Origin of the sequence: Fibrobacter intestinalis (genome assembly GCF_900167415.1) — a bacterium.
In the GTDB taxonomy this organism is placed as follows: Bacteria; Fibrobacterota; Fibrobacteria; order Fibrobacterales; family Fibrobacteraceae; genus Hallerella; species Hallerella intestinalis.
Genome location: NZ_FUWU01000040.1, coordinates 6,235 through 30,794, shown reverse-complemented (window position 1 = coordinate 30,794; position 24,560 = coordinate 6,235). Strand labels below are relative to the sequence as shown.

General features: G+C 47.0%; 26 protein-coding genes and 1 pseudogene. 3 read left to right on the top strand and 24 right to left on the bottom strand.

The window, feature by feature from the left end:
* A pseudogene (locus tag B5D40_RS10740) lies at nt 1–296 on the top strand (hypothetical protein); the annotation flags it as partial.
* Here the strand turns inward: B5D40_RS10740 and B5D40_RS10735 are convergent.
* Complete coding sequence (locus tag B5D40_RS10735) at nt 275–1,327, bottom strand: hypothetical protein (RefSeq protein WP_143394327.1); 1,053 nt, start codon at nt 1,325–1,327, stop codon at nt 275–277. The pseudogene B5D40_RS10740 and the gene B5D40_RS10735 overlap by 22 nt on opposite strands.
* On the opposite strand from B5D40_RS10735, the gene B5D40_RS15360 reads away from it, so the two are divergent.
* The gene (locus tag B5D40_RS15360; protein WP_143394328.1) at nt 1,314–1,712 is read left to right on the top strand and encodes a hypothetical protein; all 399 of its coding nucleotides are present in this window, start codon (nt 1,314–1,316) and stop codon (nt 1,710–1,712) included. The two genes, B5D40_RS10735 and B5D40_RS15360, sit on opposite strands and share 14 nt — an antisense overlap.
* Here B5D40_RS15360 and B5D40_RS10730 read toward each other — a convergent pair.
* From B5D40_RS10730 to B5D40_RS10720, 3 genes are all read right to left on the bottom strand, one after another.
* Nucleotides 1,681–2,280 carry an inorganic diphosphatase gene (locus B5D40_RS10730; protein WP_073301956.1) on the bottom strand — a complete coding sequence of 200 codons (600 nt, stop codon included), beginning with the start codon at nt 2,278–2,280 and terminating at the stop codon, nt 1,681–1,683. The genes B5D40_RS15360 and B5D40_RS10730 overlap by 32 nt on opposite strands.
* A gap of 19 nt (nt 2,281–2,299) precedes the next feature.
* Nucleotides 2,300–3,580 (bottom strand): BamA/TamA family outer membrane protein, encoded by a 1,281-nt coding sequence (locus B5D40_RS10725; RefSeq protein ID WP_078776896.1) that lies wholly within the window; start codon nt 3,578–3,580, stop codon nt 2,300–2,302.
* Nucleotides 3,581–3,744: 164 nt separating this feature from the next.
* Nucleotides 3,745–4,062 (bottom strand): type B 50S ribosomal protein L31, encoded by a 318-nt coding sequence (locus B5D40_RS10720; RefSeq protein ID WP_073301960.1) that lies wholly within the window; start codon nt 4,060–4,062, stop codon nt 3,745–3,747.
* Nucleotides 4,063–4,150: 88 nt separating this feature from the next.
* On the opposite strand from B5D40_RS10720, the gene B5D40_RS10715 reads away from it, so the two are divergent.
* Complete coding sequence (locus B5D40_RS10715) at nt 4,151–4,756, top strand: hypothetical protein (protein WP_078776895.1); 606 nt, start codon at nt 4,151–4,153, stop codon at nt 4,754–4,756.
* A gap of 27 nt (nt 4,757–4,783) precedes the next feature.
* Here the strand turns inward: B5D40_RS10715 and B5D40_RS10710 are convergent, their stop codons facing one another.
* The 20 genes from B5D40_RS10710 to B5D40_RS10625 form a co-directional block, all read right to left on the bottom strand.
* Nucleotides 4,784–6,199 (bottom strand): hypothetical protein, encoded by a 1,416-nt coding sequence (locus B5D40_RS10710; RefSeq protein ID WP_078776894.1) that lies wholly within the window; start codon nt 6,197–6,199, stop codon nt 4,784–4,786.
* A 2-nt stretch (nt 6,200–6,201) separates the two neighbouring features.
* Nucleotides 6,202–7,944, bottom strand: a complete 1,743-nt coding sequence (locus B5D40_RS10705; protein ID WP_078776893.1) for a hypothetical protein — start codon at nt 7,942–7,944, stop codon at nt 6,202–6,204.
* Nucleotides 7,945–8,031: 87 nt separating this feature from the next.
* The gene (hisB, locus tag B5D40_RS10700; RefSeq protein ID WP_073301967.1) at nt 8,032–8,622 is read right to left on the bottom strand and encodes an imidazoleglycerol-phosphate dehydratase HisB; all 591 of its coding nucleotides are present in this window, start codon (nt 8,620–8,622) and stop codon (nt 8,032–8,034) included.
* 2 nt (nt 8,623–8,624) lie between these two features.
* Nucleotides 8,625–9,584 carry a helix-turn-helix domain-containing protein gene (locus B5D40_RS10695; protein WP_158222058.1) on the bottom strand — a complete coding sequence of 320 codons (960 nt, stop codon included), beginning with the start codon at nt 9,582–9,584 and terminating at the stop codon, nt 8,625–8,627.
* Nucleotides 9,577–10,146 carry a Maf family protein gene (locus B5D40_RS10690; RefSeq protein ID WP_073301971.1) on the bottom strand — a complete coding sequence of 190 codons (570 nt, stop codon included), beginning with the start codon at nt 10,144–10,146 and terminating at the stop codon, nt 9,577–9,579. Before B5D40_RS10690 ends, B5D40_RS10695 begins: the two co-directional genes overlap by 8 nt.
* A complete protein-coding gene (locus tag B5D40_RS10685; protein WP_078776891.1) occupies nt 10,143–11,135 on the bottom strand; it encodes a sugar phosphate nucleotidyltransferase in 993 nt (330 codons plus the stop codon). The genes B5D40_RS10690 and B5D40_RS10685 overlap by 4 nt, the downstream gene beginning before the upstream one ends.
* 30 nt (nt 11,136–11,165) lie before the next feature.
* Nucleotides 11,166–13,631, bottom strand: a complete 2,466-nt coding sequence (locus tag B5D40_RS10680; RefSeq protein ID WP_233134356.1) for a putative LPS assembly protein LptD — start codon at nt 13,629–13,631, stop codon at nt 11,166–11,168.
* A 372-nt stretch (nt 13,632–14,003) separates the two neighbouring features.
* A complete protein-coding gene (locus tag B5D40_RS10675; RefSeq protein ID WP_078776890.1) occupies nt 14,004–14,840 on the bottom strand; it encodes a PDZ domain-containing protein in 837 nt (278 codons plus the stop codon).
* 154 nt (nt 14,841–14,994) lie between these two features.
* Nucleotides 14,995–16,083 (bottom strand): hypothetical protein, encoded by a 1,089-nt coding sequence (locus B5D40_RS10670; protein WP_078776889.1) that lies wholly within the window; start codon nt 16,081–16,083, stop codon nt 14,995–14,997.
* 27 nt (nt 16,084–16,110) lie between these two features.
* Nucleotides 16,111–16,269: a hypothetical protein gene (locus B5D40_RS15695; protein ID WP_158222059.1), complete on the bottom strand. Its 159-nt coding sequence runs from the start codon at nt 16,267–16,269 to the stop codon at nt 16,111–16,113.
* Between the two features lie 26 nt (nt 16,270–16,295).
* The gene (locus B5D40_RS10665; RefSeq protein ID WP_078776888.1) at nt 16,296–16,682 is read right to left on the bottom strand and encodes a hypothetical protein; all 387 of its coding nucleotides are present in this window, start codon (nt 16,680–16,682) and stop codon (nt 16,296–16,298) included.
* A 3-nt stretch (nt 16,683–16,685) separates the two neighbouring features.
* Complete coding sequence (locus tag B5D40_RS10660) at nt 16,686–17,108, bottom strand: hypothetical protein (protein ID WP_078776887.1); 423 nt, start codon at nt 17,106–17,108, stop codon at nt 16,686–16,688.
* Nucleotides 17,109–17,123: 15 nt separating this feature from the next.
* Complete coding sequence (locus B5D40_RS10655) at nt 17,124–17,771, bottom strand: hypothetical protein (RefSeq protein ID WP_143394329.1); 648 nt, start codon at nt 17,769–17,771, stop codon at nt 17,124–17,126.
* Between the two features lie 54 nt (nt 17,772–17,825).
* Complete coding sequence (locus tag B5D40_RS10650) at nt 17,826–18,188, bottom strand: hypothetical protein (RefSeq protein ID WP_078776885.1); 363 nt, start codon at nt 18,186–18,188, stop codon at nt 17,826–17,828.
* A gap of 10 nt (nt 18,189–18,198) precedes the next feature.
* Nucleotides 18,199–18,447, bottom strand: a complete 249-nt coding sequence (locus tag B5D40_RS15355) for an ImmA/IrrE family metallo-endopeptidase (protein ID WP_143394330.1) — start codon at nt 18,445–18,447, stop codon at nt 18,199–18,201.
* Entirely contained in the window at nt 18,419–18,886 is a 468-nt protein-coding gene (locus B5D40_RS10645; protein WP_078776884.1) for a hypothetical protein, read from the bottom strand. The genes B5D40_RS15355 and B5D40_RS10645 overlap by 29 nt, the downstream gene beginning before the upstream one ends.
* The gene (locus tag B5D40_RS10640) at nt 18,883–19,251 is read right to left on the bottom strand and encodes a helix-turn-helix domain-containing protein (RefSeq protein WP_078776883.1); all 369 of its coding nucleotides are present in this window, start codon (nt 19,249–19,251) and stop codon (nt 18,883–18,885) included. The genes B5D40_RS10645 and B5D40_RS10640 overlap by 4 nt, the downstream gene beginning before the upstream one ends.
* Before the next feature lie 112 nt (nt 19,252–19,363).
* Entirely contained in the window at nt 19,364–22,132 is a 2,769-nt protein-coding gene (locus B5D40_RS10635; protein ID WP_158222060.1) for a DEAD/DEAH box helicase, read from the bottom strand.
* Between the two features lie 9 nt (nt 22,133–22,141).
* Nucleotides 22,142–23,932, bottom strand: a complete 1,791-nt coding sequence (locus B5D40_RS10630) for a site-specific DNA-methyltransferase (protein WP_158222061.1) — start codon at nt 23,930–23,932, stop codon at nt 22,142–22,144.
* A gap of 370 nt (nt 23,933–24,302) precedes the next feature.
* On the bottom strand, nt 24,303–24,560 hold a 258-nt coding region (locus tag B5D40_RS10625), incomplete at its 5' end, for a hypothetical protein (protein ID WP_234978170.1).

Here is a 24,560-nt window from a genome sequence, read left to right as displayed (position 1 = left end):
TCCCGAAGAAAAACGCGACTTACTACCAGAAGAAAAAGGCTCACAAGCTTTTTTGCAAGAGGGCTGGCATCGAGCCTATCAACGGCCACCTGAAAAGCGACCACCGTATGGGCAGAAATTTCTACAAGGGAATCTTTGGCGACATGCTCAATGCAAAGCTTGCTGCGGCGGCGTTCAACTTCAAGAGGGCCATGAGGCGCTTTTTTGCCCTGTTGGAATGGCTATACTGTTTTTGCCTTCTGTGGAACGGAATGAACAAAAAATGCGAACGTCCTTATCTTGCGTTCGCAAAGTGACTTTTTAAGGGCTGACTATTTATATTGTGTCCAAAGTAAATCATATTCCCCATAAAACAAACCTCAAAGGTTTTCCATAAACTTGAAATATTTGGTATATGTAAAACCATTAAAGAGTCGGAACGTTTCCCATTAACGAACAAGTCTATTTCATTTTTTTGAAAATCTGTTTTCAAACAAATCACATCATCGCCACAGGCTTTCATATCACCGCATTTCTCAATCCATTCCAAATTCTTGTCCAAGCGCTTGTATGTAATCATCTTTTCCACAGTATCCAAAAGTGCATATTGGCAACTGCCGCCGCCCATATTCAACGAGTTCTCTCCGAGGGCAATAAACATTCCGTCAAGCCACTGCTTTACTGAAATAATTCCAAATTCTCCAGAGCAACCTTCCGTTTTTTTGTCCAATTTAATTTGATGTTGTGATTCTCCGACTTTCCACAATCTAATTGAATTCGGCATGTCGCCGCCCCAAATAATCGAATCCGTCATCTGCCCACGAAACGCATTCGTCATATTGTATTCGCCAAGGGTATCGCACCATCTGGGTCCATCTTCCTGAACGCGGTAATTATAGACACACAGACGTTCATGTCCTCCTTCAACCACATCCCAATATGGTTCAAACAATCCTTCATGTGATTCCGTTCGTTGTTGATAGCTTCCAATTATAACCAAGGAATCATTTATAAACCCAACAATCTTTGCGCCAGTGAACTCATCGTGCCAACGCACTTTATCTTCCGAACACCCACACATCCCTACGCACGTCATCATCAAAGCCGCCACGGCGAGCAGTTTCTCTACGAACATCTTATTCGAAATTTTAACCATAAGAAATCCTCCTATGCCGCACAAAATACGCTGAAGCACCAAGTTAGAAAAAACAGGAAAAATATACACAAGTAAATCCTTAAACAAAGTCGTAAGAAATCGTACCAGCTTACGACTGATCGCTGAAACGAACAGATCGACAGCCCAAAAATTTTCCATAATTGGAAAGGCGTACTCCATGTTTTCTTTCACAAAATCTCCCCCTAAAAAAAGCAAAGGGAGCCATAAGTTCCCCGTTCTTAAAATCGGAGCCTTTGAAACGGCCTTTCTTATAGCGGACATCCAGAGTGGTGAATCCAACTTTTGGCACTCTTCCCCTTGTGAAGAAAAGTTCTCCACTTTGAAAACGAATTCACCTCACAAAAAAAGAAATCCAGGGCAACAAATTGTCAAATGTCATCATCGCAGCACGCACCACGGCAACATCGAACAGTCGAAGAGAAAAAATGCCTTTCCCTCTGCAATCGATCCCTACTTCACCGACCATAAAATACGCAAAAAAAATCCAGAGAAAGACCCTGGATCAAAAACTTTCCCCAAAAATTCTAAATCATCATCAAATCCGTATTGGAATTGAACTCCGTCAAAGATTCCGGTTCCTGGTAGCAAATTTCCGAACTCTGCACCTGGGCCGCAAAAAAATTCTTGTGCGCTTCCACGATAATTTCACGCGCCCGGCTCGCCGAAAGCCAATCCCCGATTTCCACCGTTTTTCCTTCCAGTTCCTTATAATACTGGAAAAAATTCCGGGTAATTTTAAGGAACATCGGATCGACATCCTGCAAATCGCGAATCGGATGCGGAATATAAAGCGGCACGCCCAGCACCTTGTAATCCTTTTTTCCCCCGTCCGTCATATCCAAGACACCCACGGCGCGGCAAGAGACCACCGTCCCCGTCGCCAGAGGCGAAGAACAATAAACCAGCATATCCAGAGCGTCGCCATCGTCTGCGCGCGTACTCGGAATCAGCCCGTAGCTGCAGGGATAGCTCATCGAAGAAAGCAGGCAGCGGTCCAGACGGAACACGTGGTGGACTTCATCATATTCATATTTGACATTCGTATCTTTCGGAATTTCAACTACGCAATCCACTTCATAGGGATACTTGGCACCGATTGGAAGTTCTAAATAATTTATTGGCATAATCCAAATATAAATTCTGCTAGCGGGATCGCCAACGCAAAGCGACATTTTTATCGTACAAGCCTATCGCAATTTTTATGCCGCCGCCATCGGGGCTGTACCCGGCTTCAATCCGCAAGCGTTCCAACGCCGGGATGAGCAAGTGCACGCCGCCATAAATACTCTGGCGATAATCGCCCCAATCCGGGGTCCGGGTATCCCAAAGGAAAGAGCCCTCTACGCCGGCGACCAGCTGCACCCCCCAGAAGAGATTCGCCCCCAAAATCGAAAAGGGACGACGCCGTAGCAAATCGAAGCGCTCTTCCACATTCCAAATCGCTTCGTGCCGCCCATGAATCGCCGAATCCGGATCGAACCCCCGGAGCGTATTCACGCCGCCTTGATGCAAACGGTCAAAGAACATCTGCGTTCCCGGACGATACCGCACAAGGGAAGAAACGCCCGTCACAAAGCGCCCGAAATGAACATAAAAGCGATTGTCCCACAGGTATTCCACGTAATTTTCCACATCGTCATGGAAAACGCCGTAGCGCGTCACGCGCCATTCTTCATAAGCGCCGTGGTGCGGATCCAAGCGGGAATCCCGTTTGTCCATCAAAAGCCCGACGCCCAAATCCGGCACTGCTCCATAATTCTGGACATAGCGATAGGACGGGGCCCAGATCACATAGAAATCATTCGGGAGCCTGGCGTCCAATTCCAAGTGCGCATACCACGAACGGTCGTAAAAATGGCGCAAGTCATCCCAAGAGTCCGTCCGCAAGAATTCAAAATCCCAAGCGACGGGAAGCCCGAAAAGCCAAGGAGAACTGGCATAGAGGGCATATTCCTTGGAATCAAAAATCGGATCCACCGACGTGCGGAATTGCCCTTCAACACGGACATCCTCGCCGCCGACATTCAGGTTCGCCAGGGCGAGCCCCAGCATCCAGCCGTCCTGATCGGTTTTTTTTCCGGCGGGGGCAGGAATCCACTGCAGCAGTTCCGTAAAGCGATATTCCAAATCCAGACGGTCGCCTTGTGAAGAACAAACCAACGAGACTTCCGAAAACAGGTCCAAGCTTTCCAGCCGAAGCTTTTCATTTTGAAAGGATTCCGCCGAAAAGGGCTTTCCCGAAGCGTTCAGCAATTCCCGTTCCACCACATGGGGTTTGGTCCGCTGCAAGCCGGCATAGCGAACGTTCCCGACAATCCGTCCTTCTGGACACTCCGCGACTCCGGCAAAAGATACGCCGTTCCACAGCAAAAATCCGGCAAGGACGCCGCGCGCTAACCGCCAATGTGAATTTTTCAAAATCATCTTTCCAAAATTAGCTACAGGCCGCTTCTACAAATCCATTTTCAAAAATTTAAAGGCTTTAGAGAGGTTCGCTATCCGTGGAGAGCGAAGTTCGATATAAGGACGGCCCACAAAAAAACTTCCCTTTTTGGGGGAAGTCTTTGAAAAAGAAACTTAGCAAGCGCCTAGTTCTCTTCCGCTTCTTCGCTGGCCTTGACAGCATGGCGAGTCTTGCGCTTTGCACCTGTGATGTTCAGCTTGCCTTCGCCACCAAAGCGCTTGTTGAACTGGTCAATACGACCAGCGGTATCCACGCGGTGCTGCTTGCCAGTCCAGAAAGGATGCGTGTCGCTGGTGATTTCCAAAGAAATCACGCTGCATTCGACACCATCGATCACTTTCTTTTCGGCAGACTGCTTCGTGGAGCGGGTGACAAATTCTTTACCCGTATTCGCATCAACGAACACGACCGGATTGTAATCGGGATGAATACCATTTTTCATTTTTTTAATCCTACTGATTAAACGTTAGGTGCAGCAAATTTAAATGATTCTTTCTGTTTTGGCAATTCACAAATAGTATTTTTAAGGAATGAATTTCAAAAAAAATCTCTGTTTTCTTTTGACAGGCGCCGCATTCCTCTTTTCATTCCTCTTTTTAGTCGCCTGCGGACAAAACGAATCTGCCAAACAGGAGCCGCTGCAATGCCATAAAAAATACGTGCTCCTCTCGTGGCCGGACAGCGCCTACGTCGCCTCTCTCGATTCCATTCTCCAGGCGGAACCCCTCAAAGCTTCCGCGGATTCCGAAAAAACGCAACTGACCATCTACTCCGGCGCAATTCCCACCATCCGCCTGCCCGGGCAAAAAGCCGCCCAAGCCGACAGCAAAGAAAAACGATCCGGCGGTATCAGTTCGGCAACGCCTCGAAGCAGTGCCAAATCCGCCGAATCTTTCGCCGACAATTTTACAAACGCCCTCAACGCCATACTCTCCGACCCGACGAATGTCGCCAACTCCAAAATCGTCCATGCCAAACAGGGAGAAGACCTTTTCGCCCTCCTCTCCCGCGCCTACGGGAAAAACGCCAACAAGCTCCCCCGTTTTTACACGCTTTCCGCGCTGCAATCCGTCAATCCGGGAATTCGACTGGAACATTTGAACGAAGGCGATCCCGTGCGCATCCCGAAAATCTAATGGAGCCGACCGTCTCTCGGGCAGAACTTAAAAACGGTAGCCGACGGAAAGGTCGATTCCAAAACCGGTTTTGAATGGGGAAAGATGTTCGGACTTGCGCCGGCTTGAAGTGTTGGCGCTTGAAGGTTCGCCATTCCCGAAATCGACGTCGGAAGTTTCCCCGCTTTCATCTATTTTCAACAGCTTCTTGTGCAGAAAAAAAGGAACGATTTGCAGCAGGGAAAGTCGCGTGAAAAAATTTCGACGGGGACTTTCGAGCAAAAAACCGGTTCCGGCAATCGCTCCGGCCATATAGACTTCGCCGCGATACAATTCGGTTTGCGATTTTTGGAAAACAAACGCCTTGTTGGTTTCGCTGGTGAGAAAAACATCCATATCGCCTTGCGCATAAACGAAATCGCCGGAGATTCGGGGTGCAAAATGCCACATTCCGGGTGAAAAATGAAAGCTTCGCCCGACGCGAGAATGAATCAGCCCGCCTTCCATTTCCCCGTAAAGGCGGTAATTTCTTTTGTAAAGGCTAAAAGAGAGAACCTGCAATAGCGAAGCGCCCAATGCGCGATTCGGGGCAAGGGTTTCCCAAAAGCGTTCGGTTCGATGCGGCAGCCGAAAATGCCCGTAAAGTCCGCCACAAAGCCACTCCCAAGAACGGCCCGAAAATCCACCGTTCGCCCCCAAAACATCGGCGTTGACTGGCAAATAAGCAAAGCGTTTTATATTTTCGCCGTCTTTGCGCAGGCCGTAAAAATGCGCGTTTCCAGACAAATAGGCCGCTTGCATTTTCCACTCGGCATCGCCATTCCGATGCACGTATCGCAATTTGCCCATCCAAAATTCGGAAGAATCCCTTAAAAAATAACCGTCCCCGTCGAGCGGTCCCCGAACGGAACGGAAAAAGTTTCCCTCCACATTGACGGTATGCCTACCGAAGCGTGTTCCCACGACGAGTCCTTTGCGCAAGAATTCGCGGCGATAGCCGATGCGCACGGTGTCCAAAAAGCCATTCGGTTTGTCGCTTATCCACGTTGAGCGGATTTCACCCCAAGTGCCGCCGCCCAAATGCAATTTCCCAAAAAAGAGGGAGTCCGGCGTGTGCAAAACGGTAGAAGCGTTCGCGCGGAAAAATTCCCCATCGCCGACGGCTTTCGCAGCCAGATCCAGATAGCGGAAATTGCCCCGCACCTGCGCTTCGCCCTCCCACTTTTGAATGCGCGACGAGATATTCCAAAAATTTTCCCACTCAAGATTCGCTTTATAAGCGTGGAGAGCTGCGCTCGCCTGCAATGCGCCGGAGCGGACCGAATCGCGGATTTCGCATTCCGAAGCATTCGCCGACGCGTATTTCCCATTCCACAAAAAAAGCCCGCGACAGCGGGCTGTTCCTGCAAAGTCCGCCGCCGCTGCAAAGGCTACAACCAGCAGAATGACGGGGAAAATCGCCACGGCTAATTTTCTTCGAGCCAGTAATGCAGAATGCGACCTATCTGTTCCTGCGTCATCTGCGGGAAAACGCCGCCGAATGTCGGATCCGGGAAGATGATATTTTGCGCATAGAAGGCCGCGGTCTTTTCTTCGCTCGGCATGGCACCAAGTTCTAGCAGAGAAACTGTTTTTTTGCCGTCTTTGCCGGTAAAATAGAGAATATCCTGATCCAGAACATCGTACGCTATTGTGCTGTAGTAAGCCTTGCCGTTTTCCATTTTGCAAGTTTCCGAGGAAAGGGTGAATTTTTGCGAGGAATCCGTGCCGAGATTTTCGTCCGTTGCAAAATAGTAGTCGCAGCCGTCGATATGAACTAGTACGTCACCCCAATACTCTTCTGTTTCATACGCGACGACTACACGTAAATCCGTTTCGCCAAACCCAATTTGATAGCAGTAAAGGTAGATATCAAAAATTTCCGGATAAATTTTCTTGAACTGTTTCAGAATTTCATATTCAGCAATAAAGGAGGAATCCCGTTGATAGGCGGTAAAATAATTCTCCGTCCAGCCGCGCTCCACATTCGGCAAATCCAGCCATGTAGAAACATCCGTAAACTGGAAATAAGGCGCGTAATCCTGAAAGCCGTCTGTTATCTGGAAGAATTTTTTCGCATTTATCGCGACTTCTTCGCCATAAAGTTCCAGAGGAATCGTTCCGCGGAGTCCCTGCTGAATCGATTCGAACACATCGATAGCGTTTTGCAAATCGTCCGGGGAGACATCCGCATATTCCCCGTCGCCAACGACAAAGATGGCATCCGGATTCTCTCCGGCGGTCGCAATCTTAAACAGGAGACCCTTCTTCACATTTTCCACGGCACTGTCGAGGGTTTCGGGAATCGCCGAGTAGGAAGCTTTCCATGCGCTTTTCACCGTGAGGAACGGGCTGTTTTTTTTCAGAAGGTTTGTCGCATGTGTTAGCGCGGCGATTTCTTGCGGGGAAAGAGTATCCACGAAGGCGTATTTTTTTTGCACGCCATAAAGGTTTAAATACCAGTTGTAGGAATCGTCCTTCGACGCATCCAGATTGAGAGAGGCTACCGCCGTCAGCAATCCATTCAAGACTTGGACGGCGCCGAGCGCGATATTCAAGTCGCCCTGATCCAGAGTAAAGTTTTCAGCCTTGTACAAGAAATTCCCCGCGCGGAGCACGTTCTGGAAAAGCGCGGTCGCGGAATCGGTCTTCGGAAGGAGCCTTTCGGCGATAGCGGTTTGCGCCCTGTCGTGGAAAAGCCCTTTTTCATTTTTCAACGACATCTGCAATGCGGCGTTGAAATAGCCTTCAATGTCCATATTGAAAAGATGGAACACCTCCGTTTCCGATGTCGAATAGGCTTTATAAACGGAATCGACCAGCGGATCGTTCACGGCATTTCCAAGCAAAGCGACGCCAAGCCCGAATTGCGCAGCGCAGCTGTTCGGATATAGGGAAAGCGCTTCTTCGAAAACGGATTTCGCACTGTCGATTTCGGCTTGCAGCGATTCAAAATCGCTTTTGCCAGCAGCATCGATTGCTTCAAAAACTTGAGCATTCGCCTGGACAACACGCGCGTTCAAGTCCTCGTCGTCAATCGTCTGGCAGCTCGAAAGCTCGATTTCCGTATCCGGCGGATTTGCCCCCGAATCCGAAGAAGAACTGCTGTCGGAGCAGGCAAAAAGAGCCATCGACAACGCGGGCAAAAGCCCCCATTTGAAAAGTTTCATGTGTTTATTCCTCCGTAAAAAAGTGAGAAGTGAAATTTATTGCAAAAGGTTCTTTGTCAAAATGCCCACCGGCATTGCGCCGCGATTTTAAAGGGTTCCTTTGCTGCTCGGAACACCCTTGACATTTCGGGAGGGTGCAACCGCCATCGCCACAGCCCGGGCAAATGCTTTGAATATCGCTTCCAGGCAATGGTGATTGTCCGAGCCATAGAAAAGCTCCACATGCAAATTCATGCGGGCATTTTCTCCCAGCGTCTTAAAGAAATGTTCGAACAAACTCACCGGCATATTTTCCGCGCCGACCATCGCGTTCGGGAATTTCGCATTCCAGACAATCCCGATACGATTCGAAAAATCGATGCAGACCCGCGCCAGAGCTTCGTCCATCGGCACAAAATAAAACCCGTAGCGTTCGATTCCCTTTTTATCGCCAAGGCATTGCAGCAAGGCTTCGCCCAAGCAAATGGCAATATCTTCCACGGAATGATGCATATCAACCTGCACGTCGCCGTGGCATTCCACGTTCAAACAGAATCCGCCATGTACTTGGAACAAATCCAGCATGTGATCCAAAAATCCGGAACCGGTTTGAATTTTTCCGCGTTCCGCCTTGTCGAGATTCAGCGAAAGCGTGATCTGCGTTTCGCTCGTATTACGAACAATTTTCGTCTCCCGCATTTTTATCTCCTCGTGATTTTTCCGTTCGGGGCGATGCAGAACCGGCTTGCATAACCTTTGCGTACGGGGACTTTCATCGATTTGCCATTCACGACCATCTGCCCGACCGCATCCGGATTGCCAATGACCACACAAAGCGTGTCGTTATAGGCATAGCGCAACGTGGAACGGGACGACGTGATATTCGCTTCCCGCAAAACTTTATTGTCGTTCAGACTGCGATAAAGCCCAACCCACGAAATGACCGAATCGTTTCCCGTGACGGAAAATTGGATTTTGCCGACTTCTGTTTCCACGGAATCCTTGACTTCTTTCTTGGAATCCGACGAAGAGACAAAAGTCGTCGCCGAGTTGCTTTTGACCAGAGCTTTCGCCGAAGAATCTTCCACCGCAACGCTTTCGGGCAAGGCCACATTCAGCGATTCAGGAGGAATGTTTTCGGCACCATCGGGAACATCCGTTTCAAACGAAGAAGTATCCTCTTCCGCTTCAATGGCCTGCGGCGTAACCGGGGACGGCACAGATTCGCCTTCCATTTTTTTCAAAAAATTCATTCCGACAAAAATAGCCGCGGCAAGAACGAGAAGCACCACGATAAAGACCTTGGTACCAGCCTTATTCGAACCGACTTTGCCACCCGCAAAAGGCTCCGTTTCCGACGCAAAAGAGGCCGGGGCGACAAACTCCTTGGAATAAGACGAACCCGATTCTTTGGAATAGTATTCCAAAATTTTCGGCATATCCAAACGGAGTACGACAGAAATCGAATTCAAATACCCGCGAACATAAGCTTCAACAGGAAATTTATTCCACTCGCCCGCTTCGATTTCACGCAAGTGTTCCAAGGAAACCCGCGTTTTTTTTGAAAAATCTTCTAAAGAAAATCCCCTGTTTTCGCGGACTCTCTTTAAATAAGCGCCCAGCGATTCTTCCGGTGTTTTTTCTTCCATAAAATCAGACATTATCATCTCCTAATTGAGCAATCAAATCCAGTGTTTTGGCGACAGGAAGCCCGACCACATTGTAAAAGCAGCCATGCACGCTTTTGACGAGGCTCGCACCCTGGCCTTGAATAGCGTAAGCTCCCGCCTTGTCCATCGGTTCGCCGGAAGCCACGTATTCTTCTATAAATTTATCCGTCAGATGGCGAAAGACGACATCCGTCACCTCGCGCGCAGACGAAACGATTTTCCCGCCAAATGCGATGGCGACCCCCGAAATCACCTTGTGCCGCTTGCCGTTCAAAAATCGAAGCATGGCGACCGCTTCCTGCGAATCCTTCGGTTTGCCAAGAGCCTTGCCGTCCAGACAGACCAGCGTGTCAAAGCCCAGCACATATTCCTGCGGGAACTTCCGGGAAACGTCCAGAGCCTTGCCTTCGGCGAATTTTTGAGGGCGGTCTTCGGCTTCCAAACCGTCCGCAGTTTCATCAAAATCGGAAGGCTCCACGCGAAAAGGAATTTTCAATTGGGAAAGGATCGCAGAGCGCCGCGGCGATGCGCTGGCCAAGACGAAAGTTCTCACAAGACCCCCGAAATGACTTTGGAATGGTCTCCCAAAAGCAAGGAACCTTTGAAACCCCGGACTTCGGAGTCGCCGCCAAAAATGGAATGGGAAATTTCCGAATCGAACAAGGCGGTCCGGTCCGAAATCACGGAATTGGCAATTTTGGAATTTTCAATCACCACATCCGGTCCGACCGAGACATTCGGCCCGACTACAGAATTGCGAATCACCGCCGTTTCGGCAATGTGGCAAGGTTGAATAATCGTCGAGCCTTTGAAATTTCTCTGCGGTTCCGGTACCAAACTCGCTAGAATTTTGGCATTGGTTTCCAAAAACGTTTCCGCCGTTCCGCAATCGAGCCAGGAACGAATCGGCGCGGTTCTAAACGGGCATCCCGCATTCACCATCATCTGGAGCGCATCGGTCAGCTGGTACTCGTTGCGGGTCCGTATATCGTCTCGAATCAATCTGTCCAGAGATTCCCGAAGAGCGGCCACGTCAGCGATATAATAAATACCGACAAGCGCTTCGTTGGAGACGAATGTTTCCGGTTTTTCGACGAGCTTCGTCACCCGGCCCGAAGAATCGGTTACGGCTACGCCAAAACGCTTCGGATTTTCCACTTCCCGGGTCATCAGAACATTTTCTTTTTCGGTAGCGAGAAAAGACAAGTCCGCATCAAAAAGAGTATCGCCCAGAATAATCAATATCGGCTCGTCATCGCTAAAAAAAGGCATGCAGAGCGAAACCGCTTCGCCCAGTCCCTGCGGATTGCGCTGATAGACGACGTTCGAGTTTTTAAAATTCCGCCGTTTGACAAAATCTTCGACCTGTTCTCCCTTATAGCCGACAACAAATGTTTGCCCGGAAACCGGCAGAGACGCATACGAATCGATGATATAGTCCATCAAAGTTTTTCCTGCAATCGGCAGAAGGCACTTCGGCAAAGATAGCGTAAACGGACGGAGTCGGGTTCCCGTACCAGCAACAGGTAAAATAACTTTCATAGTAAAGAAAATATAGGAAAATAGAAAGAATCAGTTCGCATCATCGGTGCTGGCGGCATTCAATTTGATATCGGGCAAATCCTTGACATAGACCGTAAAGCTCCAACCGGCAGCCGGACCCGACGGAGTCCAGGTAAAATTCAGCATCCAGCAATGCAAGCTGCGATCAAACGTGAATTCGTGAGAAGCAAAGCGACCTTCCGTATAGCTGTAGCGCGTGGAATAAGTCATCGACCAGTTCGGGGTCGGATGCAGCGATGCCGAAAATCCCGTGGAGTGCGAGACGTTGTCCCGAAAGACCTTTTTGCCGATGCGGGTGCTCGAAAAGGAATAGCGGTAATCCAAACTGGCGGACCAAGAATCCTTCTGGTACTTTCCCATCTGAGAGGAAAGCCCCGAGTTGAAGTCCCCCGAAAAGTTGAACGTTTTAGAAAGATCGTAAGCCCAGTAGGTCAATTCCGGAAAGCGCACCTTGTTGGGATCTTCTTCATACTTGTGATAAACGCTGTGGCGCGTCCGAACGGTGAACAGATAATTGGGCAAGACCTGAAGGCCAAAGCTGGAATTGATGTCCGACCAGTGCAGGGAATCCGCAGCAAAGTTGTAAGCCGTCGAATGGGAGGTCGTAAACAGCCGACGGGTCCCGTAAGTTTCTTCCACCTCCGTCGAATCCGATCCGTCTTCCGATTTTTGGGAACGTCCCGCCGTTTTCAAGAACTTGATGTCGAAGTCGTTGGAAAGCCCGAAACCGACCGCCTTCTGCTCCGTCTGGAACGGTGTCTGTCCCAACAGAGGATGCCGGACGAAATAGCGGTTCGTATCCATTTTCGGAGCGTAGGTATAAGAAATGCTCGGCGAAAGAACGTGGCGGACGCCCGTAAAGCGTCCGATTTCCGGCATCCAAATTCCATACAGTTTCGTATCGGCGGAAATGCTGTAATTGTGGTTGTAAAAGAATTCGCCGAATTCGTCTTTCTCCGGATTCCAGCCACTGCGCTGCTTCCAGTACTTGGCCGAATCGTCCGGATTTATCCAGCGGTTGCCGCTCCACATTCCCGTAAAAGTCGCCTTGGGCGTTATATTGATGACATCAAAAAGGGAAGCGGAATAGTCCAAAGAAAAAGTTCCCAGGTAGCCAGAATACCAGGCGGCAGTGTCAATGTCCCGGGTCGTATCCGGCGCAATTTTTTCATACAAATTAAAACGGTTCGTAAAAGAATAATTGAAATTGTCCAGCCAGGAATCTTCCGAAACTTCGTCTTCGTCGTCTTCAAAATCAAAGAGGGGGCCGCTCATCCTGTATTGAATATCCGGAATCTGGCGTTCCTTGTGCCCCGTCGTCAAATTGTAGTTCTGCGAAGCCTTCACCGTCAAATTTTTATTCTTTCCAAATTGCCCGGAATAGGTCATCTGCGCATTGGCCTGCTGGTTCAAAATCGTTTCCGCATCAAGCCCGTTGTCCTTTCGCACGCTCCTGTCCGAGACAAACGAACCCGATCCCGAAATACTGTGCTTGCCGTCGGGGGTCAGATTCTGCTTATGATTAAAAGAGACGTCGTAACCGCTGTTCGCCAAATCGAATTCCTCTAAATAGCTCGTATAAGTGACGCTTCCATCCAACCAGTAACGCAATTTATAGCGCACGCTTTCCGTCAAAGTCGTCTTTTCGAAATTCGCCGACGAGCCTTCGATAACATCCGCCGATGTCGTCGCATCCCAATAATCGTTGGGCGCATAATAAAACCCGACATTCTTAATATAGAATCCCTGCACCTGATCCCCGCCAAATTTGGGCGTAAGGATTCCCGACTTGCGACCGCTCTTCAACGGAGCGACAATCATCGGAAGAACTGCCACAGGAACGTCGGCAATATTCAGCACGACCGGCCGGGCTGTCACGCTTTCCTTGGGTTTCACGACCATGCGCCGTCCATAAAAAAAGTAATGCTGGTGAGTCGTATCGTCGCAAGTGCTAAAATCCCCACGGGCAATCAGGAGCCGGGAATCGGGAAGCCGCCGGACTTCCATGCCGTTCAGCTGATTGTTGTCCTGAAAAGTCGTCGCATAATAGACTTCGCCGACTCGGGTTTTCATATTATACTTCATGCGATAACCCGCCAGCGAAGGATTTTTCGTTTCCCGCAAAACAGGGTCTCCGCTCGCCTGCAAAACCTGATCCCGCTGGCTAAAAAGAATCGTGTCGGCATCCAAAGTCGCCGTGCGATACTTGAGTTGAGCCTTGCTGTTCAAATTGAAAGTGGAACTTCCCACATCGTACTGCAAATCCACCGCGTGGTATTCCACCGTATCCGTCTGCGTCGAATCATTCGGCGAACCGAACCAGTCTCCCGAAGAAGAATCCGTTTCCGTCGTATCTGGATCTGGCCTTTCCGGCAATTCAATCGAAGTCAGTTCCTCCGCAAAAGCCCACGTTCCCAAGAACAGCGCATAAAAAAGTATGCGCCCAAGAGATTTGGGTTTAAGCGTGTTGAACATCACACGGCAATTATAGAAATCATTTGCCAGCGGGCAAAAAACGCACAGGTTTATAGAGGCGACATTTGAAATTTTCCTCGAGTTTCATTTTCATTATTCGAGCCCACAAAACAACGGTGACGCGGATTTTCAAGTGCAGCATCTGCGTTAAATCGCTCCATTCATAGTTAGTGATCCGTGATTAGGTGAGAGAGGGAACTGGGAACTAATAACCGAGTTCATCTTGTGAAAGAAAACGCCTTGCTCTGAAAAAGAATTCACCGTGAGTATTGGGTGGAAAATTGTATCAAATTCCCAAAACATTCGTCAAAAACAAAAAGCGACCCACCCGAGTGAAGCCGCATTTCAAAAGGATTCAAAAAATTTCCGCGATTAACGCAATTCCGCTGCCGCCGCCGAAGACGCGCCATTCTGCTCGATATGCACAATGTAACGTCCCGATGCCGCATTTTTGCCATTCCAAGAAAGAGACTGGCGACCTGCCTTAGCATCTTCCTTCAACAAGCGGGCGATTTCTTCTCCGTTCGCGCTGACAATGCGCACAACCGTCGTTCCTTCTTTTTTCAAATCAAAAGAAACCATTGCCCGGTCAAAGCTCTTGAGAGAGCCCGCCGCCCGCGGACGGGATTTAGCTGGAGCGGCTTCAAAACGGGAATCCGTCTTTTCAATCGAAACAGAAGAAAGTTCCGAAGCGCCGACCGTCATATCTTCCGGAATCACTCGCCCGTCTTTCATCACGGAAAGCAATTCATAATTGCCGCCGAGCGACTTGCGAGCCACTTCCGAAATTTCCGCCGGAGTATAGGCCTTTGATGCCGACGGGTCGTCGTACCATTCCTGCACATCCGCAGAAGCGATTTCGTTCACGGCGATATGCGCACGACGCAATGTAAACGAATAGGATTCCTTTTCCCGGCGAACGGAAACTTCCAGCGGTTTCCCGACCGTTCCCCGCAAAAGCGCCTTGGATTCTTCAATATCGTTCCCCGCAAGGGAAACGCCATCCACAGCGACTATCCGGTCATCTTTTTCCAGTCCCGCTTCTGCCGCCGGAGACCCCGGGACGACATCGACCACGCGGACACCATCCGGAGTCGCATAAATCGTAACCCCGATTCCCCCAAAACTTTCCCCCGCCATCGCAGCGGATGCGGCAAGAGCCAAAGCACAAGCGGATTTCGCCAGCATGGACTTCGCAAATATTTTCATAAATCCTCCTCAAGGGTAAAATTTCCTTTTGGAAATATAAATAAAAAGAAAGGGATGTTCAAAAAGAAATCATTTTGAGACGATTTTTCAAAAGAGATCCTCAGATTTTATGGATACTTTCCTTAAAAATGGCCCCGGCCGAGTGCTTCGCCCGCTATTCCTCGTATTCGTACTCGTCCTCTTCGTCTTCGCCGTGATCTTCGTATTCGTTCTTTTCATTCGGCAAAATGATGAGCCCAAGGGTGACGGGTTCGCCCTTTTCGTTCAAAAATCCTTCCAGATAAAGGGTCGTCGAAAGCCGGATCAGCCGCAAATCCATCATCGTGCCGCCTTCGTGAATCGTTTTCGGACCATGCGGAATAAAAAGGAATTTTTTGCGAATGAACTCAAAACGATTCTGTTCGTAATTCCAGCGCCAGCGGGACTCGCCGTCTTCCGATTCGCTGTAGGTGCAAATTTCCTCGTCGATGTCGCACGCAAAGGAGGCTTTGTCTTGATAACGCTTGTTCCATTCGGTACTAAAAGCGCACGTCTTGATGCTGTGTCCGCCGTTCACCTCGGAATTCAATTTGTCGTTAATGGTCACAATGTCCATTTTTTCATCTTTTACCTGATTCCACACGTCGCGCAAAATCAGATAGCTTTCGATTCCGCGGGGGCAATTTCCCGTCCGATTCACTTCTTCGTGGGCGGCGAGCAGTTTCTGCTGCAAATCCACATCGACCGTCATCGGAATTTCGACTTCCTTGATTTTTTCCATCACCTTCTTGGGCGGAACCGCAATAATTTTATCGCCTTTTTTAACCAGATAGCCGAGTTCGTCGCGAACCAGATTCAAGCACTGCTGAACGTGAATGCCCACCGTATTCGAAGCCGCGCTCACAAAGTCCACGCCGATTTCCAGATGCCACTCCCCCGCCTGCGATGCGTTCTTGTCGAGCTTGCAATACGCCTCTTCGCGGATACCGTCGATATAGACGATTTTCGCCTTGAGCTTCGTCAGCATTTCGCCTTCCTTGTCCAGACGTTCCAGGCTCCAGAAATTCGGATTCTGCCGCAAAAGTTCCGCAAAAGCCTTGTCGCCGTCCAAAGCCGGCAAAAGAGAATCGTTTCGCGCGTTTTTTTCTTGCAGCAACGCCGAGTATTCCGTCGTGATATCGGGGTTTTCAAAAAGGGAGTGCGAAGGCGAAGAAAAAGCAGCGGCATTCGCCAAAAGGACAAGGGCAAATAAAATTTTCGGCATAGGCGCAATTTACAAAATTTCCAGCGGCTACCCCAGCACCTTCACCAGCGGCAGCCACCCTTCGTCCAATTTGTTCACCGAGTAACTGTAATTTTTCCCCGTGTGGAAATACCATTGCCTGTTTTCCATGACGGCGAGTCCGCCGATGAATTTTTCAAAGCCTAACTTAGCATTCAAGTTTTTCAACTGATTATAAAATCTGTCTTCTGTTTTTACTTGTATTCCCGAGTTTTTTTCTTATCTGTTATAAAACAAGGAATCCCTTTATTTTCAAAATGCCAGACAAAAGCCTGCTTTGTGGCCTTTGAATGATTTTTAACAAAATCATTTTCACATTCAACGCGGTCATCTACAATATAAAGCGCTTGAACATCTTTTAAAGAATGAATAATTTTGTCAAGGTCCCCTTCAGTATCGACATTGCTATCCAAGAAACTCAACGGAATTTGTCTCTTATAATCAAGAAAGTCAAATAGATTTCTTTCATATATAAAAGATTGCGTGTTTTTAGGCGTTTGCTTTTGATGTTTTTCCAAATCGATATTTTGATAGGGACACTGAAGCAAAAAGCCTTGATATTGGTATTGCCTATTTTTCATCTTTTACATTTCATTCAATTTTTTTATCCGGAAGTGAGTTCGGAGTTCGTATTCTTTTTTAGAAAGACCTCGAATTTTTCCATTCTCTATAATGTTATTCATTCGATTGCCGTTTAAATCCAAATATTCTCGACCTTTTGAAACGCTCAAATCTTGAATCCGAACGCTTCCAATTGTCGCTTCTGCAACAACTTGAATTTTATTTCCTGGACTTCGGAAAATAATTTTCCCATTCTCGTTGATAATCGGTTCAGAATTGGGGGCAAATTTTTCAACTATTTCGTCCAAGTTTACTTTTTCCCAAAGTTCTTTGTATTTTTCTTGGTTTCTATTTCGCTCTTTTATCCTCTTTTCAAAAATCACGTTTTTGTCAAGTTCTGCTTTGACTTTTTCAACAAGACGTGTATATTTGCGTTTAGCATCCATATTTCTACTCCTTCATTAGGCGTTACGGCTTCTTTTGTTGAAATCTTCAAATACAGTATAAGACACGTCAAAGTCATTTAAAATTTGTCTGTACATTTCTTTTAATGTTCCATACACGATCAAATGATCCGGCCTAGCAAAAATTAGTTTATACCGCAGCAACATGGAATTAAGCTCCACATTCCCGCTACAGCCAATAGTACCAGCAATGAACCAACTTTTGGGCGGATAAATGTTCAAAACATTTAATGAAGCGAGTTCTCCCGCAATTCTAAAATTAGGCAATATTTTTACTCCATGTATAGCTACATAAGCATCGAGAAGCTTATTTAAATACAAGTACAAATCTTGACTGACTTCTTCATCTCCAGATCTCGCGCTAAAATCAAAGCCGCTGATCCCCATGAAATTTTTCCAAATTTTAATTCTTTCATCCAATTTCTTTAATGTCAAATAAAGAATATCATCCTGCGAAAAATTGCAAATCAAAGTGCGGCAAGGATTCTTCGCCTTTAAATGGTGTGGATGAGGTAATATTTCATTGGGTAATTCCCGCAAAATTAAGTTTTCGGGAATCACGGGAAATCCATTTTTTAAGGGAATTTTTTGCTTTTTGACGAATGTTTCCAAGAGCGCTATCGTTTGATACAAATTTATTTTCATTGTTTCTCCTTTGTTAGATGTTCGCATTTTTCTAACGTTTGGCATAAAAAATTCTTACCCGAAAAACACATCGCTTTTAAATTGGAGCGCATTTTCCAATTGGGCAATAAATTTTCCAAAAACCTCTTTATTTTCATTCGACTTCTGCTGATAATCTTTTGAAATTTCGATGGCTTTTGCAACATTCCCATTTTCTAAGGTTGTCATTTCGTCGTTTCCAATATACATGTCAAACTGCTCCATCAATTTTAACAACAGAAAATCTAATGCACGCTGTTCTTCTCTTTCAAAGACAATTCTTATCAGATGATCCTTATATTCCTCTTCTGTTTCAAGTCCATATTCAATGGCTTCCCGTCCTTTGGCGTCTTTAGCGATATCCATGAACATAGGGGTATAATCCTTAATCCATTCCATATTCTTCTCCTCATTTTTGAATGAAACCTAATTCCTGTAGCCTGTATTTCATCGGATTGAAGTTTACTTCGAACAATGCCGCCGTCTTTGCGATATGACTTTTCATGTTTTGCAATGGCATTGGGTGTTGTGGGATATTTTTTAATCTTGCTATTTTCATAAATTCATTACAGACGGCTTGTCGTGGCAACAAAAAACTTGCAGCGCAGCGGTTTGCCTGATGTTCTAGCCTACCTATGTTTTTTGTTTGACCATACATTTTTGCCTAGCAATGAATCTTCCGTGCAACATAGGTAGAAAGAAGAGTCCGAAGTTTCAAAATAACGTCTATGCAATAACCAATGAAAACACTCATGAATAACCGTAAAATTTTCCATCCGCTGTTTTTGCTTATTTCCTTCATTGAGTGTTCTTTCAATAAGAATTGTCCCTTTTTTCAAAACAATTTCTTTTGGCAAATCTCCTTGATTAAAGAAAGGCTTTTCCCATTCATAAAAGGTCGTTGTTTCAAATACAGTCATCCCTAAAATAGATTGATCAGGAGTGATGTACTTCCAATCAGGTGTGCAGCCAATGGATTCCACAACATCATAAACATCTAAAGGCTTCGCTTCTTCTAATCGGGACGGGGCAAAACGACGATTTAATTCGTCTCCAAAGAAATCTAGGCTTTCATCTGAATAATCTTTTACATTCATCGTTTATTTTCTTTTTCCATCATTTGAATGACTTTTATCCATTCTTTTTCTTCAAAATTCAAATTTTTTGCCATGCGAAGCGCAACACGAGCCGCACTTTGACTCTTTACGTAATCCGAAATATCTGGAGCAATAGTTCCCTCTTTCGCTTCCCCTGCCAAATCGAACATTGTATTTTTTTCTTCTTCATTCAATTGAAGAATTTCGGCTATCTTAAAAATTTTTTCTTTTACGGGAGGATAACGGTGATTTTTTTCTATATCGCTCATGTATGCTGGAACAATGTCTATTGCTTTTGCCAAAGCCCTAAGATTGATGCCTTTGGCAAGCCTCTTTTCTCTCACAAAATCTCCAAAAGTAGCCATGATAAAGCTCCTGTTTGTTCATTTTTGTTTCGTGTTAGCTAATTTCTAACAATTTATAAAATAAACGCAACTCTGTCAAGAGATTTCTTTTTACCGAGATAAATTTTTTCCGTTATCCCACCGCCTCGACGAGCGGATGCCAGCCCTCGTCCAATTTGTTTGCGGAATAGCTGTAGTTTTCGCCCGAATGATAATACCATTGCCTGTTTTCCATGACGGCGAGTCCGCCGATGAATTTTTCAAAGCCCGCGGCGGCGTTCAGTTCTTGGATGCGGTTGTAAAGCCCCGTTTCGCGCCCTTCCGGATGGATGGCAGTAATCCCGCCTTTCGTGTCAAAAATACCGATGCGCCCGTCTTTTAGTTGCAAAAGGAAGTCCGGATAGAACAGGCGTTCTTTTTGGTCGGCGGTGTTGAAGTAGCGAATTGCGTAAAAGTCCTTGCCTTCGTCGTTCTGTTTGAACCACCATTCCACATTTTCCGATTGTTCGAGGAACGCGATAAAGTCCTGTTCCGTTTTCGGTGCATCCTTGCGGGCCTTGAACGGTTGCACCAAACTTTTTGACGCATTTTCAAAATTTTCATAATCGCTGGAATAGGCGTATTGTGTTTTTATTTTAAATGGAGCTGCTTCTTGCATTTCCTGCTGGCGGCGCAACTTCACGAACGCGTCCCGGACGGGCCTGTAATCTTTCAGGGCTTTTGTGATGGCGGGGCGGAACTTGCTTGCTGCGTTTCGGAACAAATCCTTCAAGAAAATTTTGTACCGTCCGATGTTGTCGATTGCTGTCATGGCGTATCTGTCGAACCATTGGCGGAGAGCCTCTTTGAATGGCCCCCAAGAACGGGCCACGTTTCCGTATTTGGCGTCCGCTTCCGTCTGTTCTTCCAGAAGATTGTAGCAGGCTTTCATGAAAAACTTTTCCACTTCGTTGTCGCTCATTTCGTGCTGGACGTTTTTTCCCAACTGGTTCGTTTCGGCAAAAGTCGCATTCACAAGAACTTCGTCCGAAAGCGTTTGCGCCGTATCGATTCCGGCTTTTTCAAGAACGCCTTCTTGCGCAAAGGGATTTTTGAAGGCATTTTCGTCAATGCCGAAATAGGCATTCATCGACCGGATGAACGCACTTTGGAACGCACTCGCCTTACCGATATCGCCGTAATCTGCACGGGAGATAAAATCGCTTTTTAAAAGCGGATCCACAATAAACGCAGATGATCGCTGCTGCGCAAGCGTTTCGGCAAAATCGCGGGAAACATCGGCAAGTATTTCTTTTGCTTTGTCTGCGACATTTTTCCCGAAATGCGTTTCCAAAACCCCATGCAAATTTTCGCTTGCCGCCTTAAAAATTTTTTCTTCCAGCTGGAGATTTGTCGCTTTCAAATCCGCATTCCCGAAAGCATCGTAAACCATTTGTTCTTCAGTAACGCGAGTGCTGTTTTCGTTAAAGAGCCCGGGCAAAAGTGGTGCAGCACTTTCTTGCAAAGCCTTTTCGAGCGCAGGCGCCACGCTCACAGCGGACTTTTCCTGCGTCATTAAATCGGGGAGCATTTTCTCCTGGATTTTCTGCACCATATTGTTTGCAGCCTCCTTAGCTGCAAAGTTTCCCATCAAATGGAGCGCGAGAGTAGTCTCTTCGGTCTTCGGCTTGTTTTCAACGGTCGATGGGATTTCGGCGATTTCGTTCTTTCGGTAATTGGTGTAGAGATATCCCTTGCGAAGTTCCGGAAAAGTGCTCAAGTCGCATTTCGGCATCGGATTTCGCAAGATGCGCCCGAGAGTTTGCGTTTTGAAAGTCGGCAATTCGATTTCGCGGAACATGACAATGATATGGGCGCGGGGACAATCCCAGCCAGTTCCGGCTGCGTATTTGAAAAGCATAAATTCTACAGGGGAATCGTTTTCCGAAATATGTTCCAAGTTCAATTTTTCCTTGTCGAACCAAAGCGCAATTTTATTTTCGGGAACGTTGCATTTTTCTTTCAAGTATCGAAGCACCAATTCTTCCTTGGTTTCCACGCCCTGGTCTTTCAATTTCGTATCGTCGTCGGGAAGCTGGATAAGCACAAGCGGATTGATGCTTTGCCCAAGGCGGCTCCATTCTTCCGCTAGAAATTCCCGCTTTTCCTTGGCAAGGCGGAGAAGTGCAAAATCCAAGTCCTCCCCTTCGGCTGCGGTCAAATCCTCTTCCGTCTGCGAAACGATTTGCTCTTTGATAAGCCCCGCTTCAACCACATCTTTCCGCTTGACTTCCACAAATCCCGCCCGGAGATTTTGCACATCGCTCGCATTTGGAATTTTTGAAGGCGTCGCCGATACGTTTAGGATGACGCGCGGACAGAGCGGTTCGATGACATCGCGGTAAGCGGCTTCGGTTACGTTCTTATGGCTTTCGTCGATAATCATGACGATTTCCCTGCCGGCGTTCCGCGTGTTTTCTACGACGTCTTCAAAATAGAATCCCTGTTCCTTTTGTTTTTCGCTTTCCTCGGGTCGGCGTAAAACCCGATTTTCAGCTTTTCTAGAAACCAGCTTCTGCCAATTCAAAAACAGGATGTCGTCCCGTTGCAAAATGCCTTCCGAAAAATCGGCGATGGTCCGAAGTTCTCGTCCGATATTCGGGAAAAAGTAATCGACGAATTTATCGCGGCTCTGCATGGCTAGTTCATCGGAAAAAGTAATCCATACAAACGCGACGTCGCTGTCGAATCCCGGGTCATTTTGCAATTCCCTGAGGAAGTTCGATACCATGAAAGTTTTGCCCGAACCCGTTGGTGATTTGAAGGTGACATTCAAATTGGAAACGCCCGTTTGCCAGAGTTTTTTGAACGTTTCGACAAGTCCGTTCGCACCGAGGACCGCATTTTCTTGAAAAGGAAGCATTTGCATAAATTAACCGTTCAAAGCCTTGTAAATTTCGAGGATGGGTTTAGGAATCGCCTTGATTTCGATGTTTTTCAAATCGTCAAATTCGTTTTCGAAAAAGTCCGAGGAATTCCAGCTGAAAACATAAACCGTAAATTTTGCCTTTTTATCAGCGGCCCGCAAGGCATCTATTGTGGCGACAAATTCGGGAACGCATTCATAGTCGCCGTTGTGATAGATGCAGGTATAGCGTTTTTTCGTTTCTGTGTTCGCATAGATTTGCCAGAATCCTTTTGAACTTTCGGGGACGGAGACGGTTTCGAGAGTGTTTTCCGCCAAAGCGATTAGGCAGCCCGCTTTGTTTGCAAGTTCAACGCTATCTGCGTCGGAGGCGTTTTGACTCGGGTGCTTGCCCACGAAATCCGTTTTGTAATATTTGATATGACCGCCGAGGCCCGCGACCGGTTCCCCTTTGGCGTTTTGGTAGCCCTGCATGACGCGGCGATTGCGCTCGTAGGTGACCCGTTCGCAAATGTTGTTTTTTCCCTCGGCCTGCTGAACAAGGATGCATTGGCGTTTTCCGCCGTCTTCGGCGTTGAGCTTTAGAGTGGCGTGGAGCGTGGTGCCGGATCCGGCGAAGAAGTCGAGGATGAGGGAAGAAGGTTGTGTCCGCACTTTCATTGACAACAGATATTGAATAAATTTTGAAGATTTGGGATAATCAAAAACTCGTTTACCAAAAATATTTGATATTTCCGTTGTTCCTTGCGCCGTATTGAATTCATTAGACAATATCAGATTTCTATATGGAAATGTTCTTTGAATTTGATTTCCTGAACTATCAACCTTTGAATATCGTTTGTTGTAAACATTCCACTTGTTTTTATTTTTTTTGAATACAATGAAATCATTCGCAATACCCCATTCCACTTTAGCTTTACTCCAAAGATAATTCCAGCCTTCTTTTGACTTTTCACTTCCACCGCCAGGCCATTGAAATTTTCCATCAGGCATTTTCAAAGGATAATTCAATGCGTCGGAATAGTGGATACCAACTCTTTTGCTGTCCAATTTATCTAATGTATATTTACCACGGATATTTTCAAATTGATCACTCCATTTAAAATTTGAGTCAGGAGTTTGCTTGCCATCAAATTTGCAACTTAATCGATTCTTAGAATAAACCAAAACATTTTCCGTAGTCGTAATTATATCTGTTCCTGTATTTGAACCCACTGTTGATTGCCAAATTATATTGCACACAAAATTCCCCTCCCCGAAAATCTTGTCGCAGAGCAATTTCAAATTCGCCTGTTCGTTGTCGTCGATGCTGATGAAAATCACGCCCTTTTCCGAAAGCAGGTTCTTGGCGAGCTTCAGCCGTTTTTCCATAAACGAAAGCCAGTAGCTGTGCCGCAGCGGGTGATCCTTGGGCACTTTTTGCCCGTCGGGATATTCCGTCAAAAATCGTTTGTCCTTATACGTAAAACCGTCCGAGCCCGTATTGTAGGGCGGATCGATATAAATCACATCGATTTTTCCGCGGTGGGTGTAATTCAGGCAGGTGAGGGCGTGGTAATTGTCGCCTTCGATGATGATGTGGGGCGGCGTTTCGGCTAACGCTCCTTCGGCATCGACCGCCTTCTCGCGGACTTCTTCCAGAATGGGAATCTTGTCTTCGGATTCCCTGTCGAACGCTTCGGGAATTTCCAGCCAGTTCAGGCCGTAACGGACATTCTTGAGCTTGGATTTCCATTGGGCCACTTCTTTTTCTAACTCGCGGATGCGAATCTTCAATTCATCGACGGTCTCTACCACGACAGCCTCACCGATAAGGGTTCACCGCTCTTATCCTCGGCTTCGCACTTGGCCGTTTCGACAAGCTCAACAAGCTTTCCCCATGCCGTTCTGAAATCAAAAAAGGCGTGGAGTCGCTGCGCTTATCGCAACTGAGGGTTAGCACGCCCTTTCACAAGATAAGCACAAAACGACCCACGCCCAATGGGGCGTGAGCGTCCGTCCTATTCTCTTGTGATTTGAAAGTGCTAATTTCAGTTGCAAGAATAAGAGACGAATCTCAAAATTTCCGGTCGCTTGCAAACCCTCGCCCTGCGGCGAAAATTTCCAAACTATGTCAAAGGGAAATATAGATTTTTTTTCGGGCGATATGCTGCGATGAAAAAGTGTTTTACCCTTTTGTCTTCAGAAACTCAGCCCGTTTTTGCAGCCACTCGTCCATCAGCAAACGGAGCTCATCGGTTGGAATGGAACAAATTGTTGGTTCTCCATCAAGGAAGAAGTCCTCGATAGTTGTCGTATCCTTTTTGAATACAACATTTGTAGAATTTCCAGTCATCTCTTCGCTTTTTGATTTGCCGTCAAGGACGTTGTCAATCAGTTGAAGAAATTGATCGTGAAATGCGGTAAAATCGCCTTCCAAGAAAAG

Coding starts and splice junctions, on each gene's coding strand:
- B5D40_RS15360 (WP_143394328.1), top strand. CDS start 1,314: ATGTTTTCTTTCACAAAATCTCCCCCTAAAAAAAGCAAAGGGAGCCAT.
- B5D40_RS10730 (WP_073301956.1), bottom strand. CDS start 2,280: ATGCCAATAAATTATTTAGAACTTCCAATCGGTGCCAAGTATCCCTAT.
- B5D40_RS10725 (WP_078776896.1), bottom strand. CDS start 3,580: ATGATTTTGAAAAATTCACATTGGCGGTTAGCGCGCGGCGTCCTTGCC.
- B5D40_RS10720 (WP_073301960.1), bottom strand. CDS start 4,062: ATGAAAAATGGTATTCATCCCGATTACAATCCGGTCGTGTTCGTTGAT.
- B5D40_RS10715 (WP_078776895.1), top strand. CDS start 4,151: ATGAATTTCAAAAAAAATCTCTGTTTTCTTTTGACAGGCGCCGCATTC.
- B5D40_RS10705 (WP_078776893.1), bottom strand. CDS start 7,944: ATGAAACTTTTCAAATGGGGGCTTTTGCCCGCGTTGTCGATGGCTCTT.
- hisB (WP_073301967.1), bottom strand. CDS start 8,622: ATGCGGGAGACGAAAATTGTTCGTAATACGAGCGAAACGCAGATCACG.
- B5D40_RS10695 (WP_158222058.1), bottom strand. CDS start 9,584: ATGTCTGATTTTATGGAAGAAAAAACACCGGAAGAATCGCTGGGCGCT.
- B5D40_RS10685 (WP_078776891.1), bottom strand. CDS start 11,135: ATGAAAGTTATTTTACCTGTTGCTGGTACGGGAACCCGACTCCGTCCG.
- B5D40_RS10680 (WP_233134356.1), bottom strand. CDS start 13,631: ATGTTCAACACGCTTAAACCCAAATCTCTTGGGCGCATACTTTTTTAT.
- B5D40_RS10675 (WP_078776890.1), bottom strand. CDS start 14,840: ATGAAAATATTTGCGAAGTCCATGCTGGCGAAATCCGCTTGTGCTTTG.
- B5D40_RS10670 (WP_078776889.1), bottom strand. CDS start 16,083: ATGCCGAAAATTTTATTTGCCCTTGTCCTTTTGGCGAATGCCGCTGCT.
- B5D40_RS10665 (WP_078776888.1), bottom strand. CDS start 16,682: ATGAAAAATAGGCAATACCAATATCAAGGCTTTTTGCTTCAGTGTCCC.
- B5D40_RS10660 (WP_078776887.1), bottom strand. CDS start 17,108: ATGGATGCTAAACGCAAATATACACGTCTTGTTGAAAAAGTCAAAGCA.
- B5D40_RS10655 (WP_143394329.1), bottom strand. CDS start 17,771: ATGAAAATAAATTTGTATCAAACGATAGCGCTCTTGGAAACATTCGTC.
- B5D40_RS10650 (WP_078776885.1), bottom strand. CDS start 18,188: ATGGAATGGATTAAGGATTATACCCCTATGTTCATGGATATCGCTAAA.
- B5D40_RS15355 (WP_143394330.1), bottom strand. CDS start 18,447: ATGTATGGTCAAACAAAAAACATAGGTAGGCTAGAACATCAGGCAAAC.
- B5D40_RS10645 (WP_078776884.1), bottom strand. CDS start 18,886: ATGAATGTAAAAGATTATTCAGATGAAAGCCTAGATTTCTTTGGAGAC.
- B5D40_RS10640 (WP_078776883.1), bottom strand. CDS start 19,251: ATGGCTACTTTTGGAGATTTTGTGAGAGAAAAGAGGCTTGCCAAAGGC.
- B5D40_RS10635 (WP_158222060.1), bottom strand. CDS start 22,132: ATGCTTCCTTTTCAAGAAAATGCGGTCCTCGGTGCGAACGGACTTGTC.